The sequence below is a fragment of the Rhodoblastus sp. genome (genome assembly GCF_052145335.1).
GTDB lineage: Bacteria > Pseudomonadota > Alphaproteobacteria > Rhizobiales > Beijerinckiaceae > Rhodoblastus.
The window spans coordinates 1-3,204 of record NZ_JBKQOU010000314.1 but is presented as its reverse complement, the minus strand read 5'-3'; the positions used below and the strand labels follow the sequence as shown (position 1 = coordinate 3,204).

The 3,204-nt window shown below is 56.5% G+C and carries 2 protein-coding genes; both read right to left on the bottom strand.

What is annotated here, in order from left to right; all coding sequences use genetic code 11:
* Nucleotides 1–365: 365 nt before the first annotated feature.
* Complete coding sequence (locus tag ACLP2E_RS19170; protein WP_442466834.1) at nt 366–1,499, bottom strand: hypothetical protein; 1,134 nt, start codon at nt 1,497–1,499, stop codon at nt 366–368.
* 80 nt (nt 1,500–1,579) lie between these two features.
* Entirely contained in the window at nt 1,580–2,548 is a 969-nt protein-coding gene (locus ACLP2E_RS19165) for a DUF4145 domain-containing protein (protein ID WP_442466833.1), read from the bottom strand.
* Between the last annotated feature and the right edge of the window lie 656 nt (nt 2,549–3,204).

Here is a 3,204-nt window from a genome sequence, read left to right as displayed (position 1 = left end):
GGATCGGGAGCGTGGGGCGCGAGCGGATCGACCTGCACCCGTCCCGGCCAGTCGCGCAGATCGAGCTCAAGAAATGGCTCGATCGTAAGAGGCGCCGCGGATACCACCTCCGGGACTGACAGTCCGGCAAGCGGCTTTAGAAGGACGGCACGTCCCGCAAGGGCGTCGCAGCATGGTGTCGGCAACTCCTATCGCCGCCTCACATGTGGCAATCGGAAGTACTTCGGCAAGACCCCCAAGGGTCTCGCAGAACGGCCGGTTCGCTATCGAGTCCCGCCGTTCCCGATGATCGCCAGACGGCAAAACTCCGCCCGAAGCGGGCATCCGACTTTTGCAAAAGGTCAGCCTTTTGCAAGGCCCCGTCATCATTTCAGTATTCGCAAGAGCGCCCGTTCGCTCATCTCCTGAAAATCATGCGCGCGATAAATCTTGCGGAACTTTGGGTTGGCTAACGCTCCATCCGAAAACCGGTACGGCAGTTTCTTCCAAACTGAAGGGTCAACAGACAGATCCAAAAAGCCGGTTAACGCCAGTCGGTAAAGGGAAGGCGCTAACCAGAAGAGACCGTTTTTTGTCCCCTTCGGGCTAAGCGCCTTCTTCGGAATTGGATTTCCGTGCAGAAAATGATTCCGCGCTTGGTACAGCTTTCCGTAAATCCAACAGGGAAGTCTATAGCGGACCGGTTTCAGCCCCGCCTTCTTACGCTTCGCCTTTTCGCGCTCTGGAATGTACGCGGCATATTGCCGACGGTTGACCTTTCGGTCGTAATAACCCACGCCTTCGAAAAGGCGGTACACCGTGAAGAGGTCCGCCCGCTCAATCCGTGGATGTGATAAGATCTCAAACGCTGAGACCCAAAGCGATATGCTGCGCCCGAGATCGAAGATTGTTGGCGCGTTTGCCGGAATTAAGCCGGCCTGCACTGCCATATTGAGAGAGCGAAAGAGCGCGCGATCCTTCCATCGCCGCCGACGACCAAAATAGTGGCGTTTCCAGCGTGACACCAAAACATCAAGCATCCTCGTATCGACATCCGATTCTTCGATTCGCATGACCGGTAATTCTGGCGAGGATTGCCCGCGAAACTGCTTTACGTCGTGGAAGCCCATAAAAGCTGGTGTCGATGCTATGAGCGTATCGTTGCTATTGCTTAACATCCAAGGGTAGAGTGCGAACGAATTGGAGTACACGATACGGTTGGTCGTCCTGTATACGGTATTAAGCGATCGCGAATAAGGGATCACACTTATGGCCGCGAGATCACGAAAGCTTAAGAGGGCGTCTGCCGACAATTTCGCAACAGCATCACTTCGTGCGATGAATACGAACGGCTCAAGTGGAACTCCGAAAGCGTTGGTGAATCGTGAAAGCAGTTCTGCAAAGAGCGGAATCGCCGTGCGCATGGCCTGCACGCGCGGATCGTCCGTAGGCGTAAGCGCAACGATCTCGGCCTCGATCGCTTTCCCCCCCGATAAATTGGGCAGAATAGCAACGGGCATCCAACTATCCACGTAGCCTCCCGATCCTCTATCCCCAGTCAAGGTAGCCATAATCCACAAGTGATTACTACCCTGTCAAACTAACCCGGTTGGCGATGCCGCGACTGTGGCACGCCTTCAATCAGCGCTCGCAGGACGGTAAGCAGCGACACCATCTCTTTTTCCAATTGCGGAGGCTCAAGTTGCAGCACTCGATTCCTGTCCGCGCTGTTATGAAGAACTGTGTTCGCAAGTTTTCTCAACCTATGTAGGGCGGCCTCGTTCGCGCCCGCCGGAAGAGATTTCCGGGCGCTATTTATTTGCTCTGACAGATCGTCGCCTCGAACATTGTAGTGGTCTCGTAGCACTGTCTCCATAATCGAGCGCATGAGCGCCAATGCGGCTAACGGCACGCCGAAAATGAACGCGTCGTGTGCCTGACGCAGGCTTTCGTAGAACGCCGCTGTTTCGGGCGAGCTGTGACGGGCGGCGATGTGACGGGGAACAAGTACGAAAGGCACGAGGCGCCGTCGCCGAAAAACGCCAGTCAAATCGAAGCCGACTTCGTCGCGCAGGCCTTCCCAATAGTCAGTCGCCATCTCCGCCACTTCTTCGGTACTCATGCTATAATGAAAATCCTCAACGCGAGCGCCCCCGATAACGGCTTCTATCAAGTCCGCGGCAATGCCCGCATTCAGGTCGGCGCTTTCCCACTTTCGATCTGCATTGTTGGAGTCTCTTGATTTATCGGTCAAAGCCTTGCTCTGGTCTCCAAAGACGAACGTGCTCCAGTTAGCAGCCAAAACGTGCTCATAACGCGCTTCGAAATCGCGCCAAGCAAACAAGAAATTTGGGTCAACAGGCGCTGCGAAGAGTTGTGGGCGGCGCTGTTCATTTGCGTGCAGCGTGTTGGCCGCATTCAGGAGTTTCATACACAAACCTTTGAATGCCCTGTCTGCAATAGCGAGCTTAAAGACTCCGATAGGATCGTCGTCACACAAATCCTTTAGTGTTGTATACAGGGTCAAGAAGTTGGCGACCTCAGCGGAATCCCTGCTCTCGCTAAACATTTGGCTCTCGCTATTACTGTCCGTCCGCGATAATTCCTCGCCGCCGATCTCGGTGGGAGCTCCGGCAGGAGGATCGCGCCACAGTTCTACAATGCTGCGCAGTCCGCAATGGACACTTTCGGTCCGGTCTAGCTGGTTTTCAGACGACCGCTCCTAGCGCTTCCTTCCCGTTGCGCCATTACGCGCTTTCCGCGGCATAGCTGCCGTTACCGATCGCCTCTCGAACGTTCCATAACCGCTTCCAGACATGCGGTATCAGCCGATAGCGCACATGCGCGGCGTATTCGTCCTGGCAACGGGCCAGGTGATGGCGGTTAATCCGGCTTCATCCGTCCGCGGCGGCTTGGATTGCCGGCCCGTAGACAACTGATGTCCCGCGTGGATAGGGTCGCCTGTGAAGACCATGGGAGCGAACTGGGTTTTTCACCGACCATTCGCCTCCCAAAGTCGAAATCCCGCCAGCGGGGCTTTTGACACTTCGATTCCTACTGCGGCCCCGGCTTCGCGGGGTAGCGCCGGGCGATTGGTGGCTAGGCCCCCGCCAACCCCAGACGCCGATCATCCGGCAAGCCGTCCTGTTTCTGTCCTCGCGCCACGATCCGCAGAGCGTTGTCCGGCAGCGGGCGCTGCAGCGTCAGCGCGTCTTTCCCCGGCGC

Coding starts and splice junctions, on each gene's coding strand:
- ACLP2E_RS19170 (WP_442466834.1), bottom strand. CDS start 1,499: ATGCCCGTTGCTATTCTGCCCAATTTATCGGGGGGGAAAGCGATCGAG.
- ACLP2E_RS19165 (WP_442466833.1), bottom strand. CDS start 2,548: ATGTTTAGCGAGAGCAGGGATTCCGCTGAGGTCGCCAACTTCTTGACC.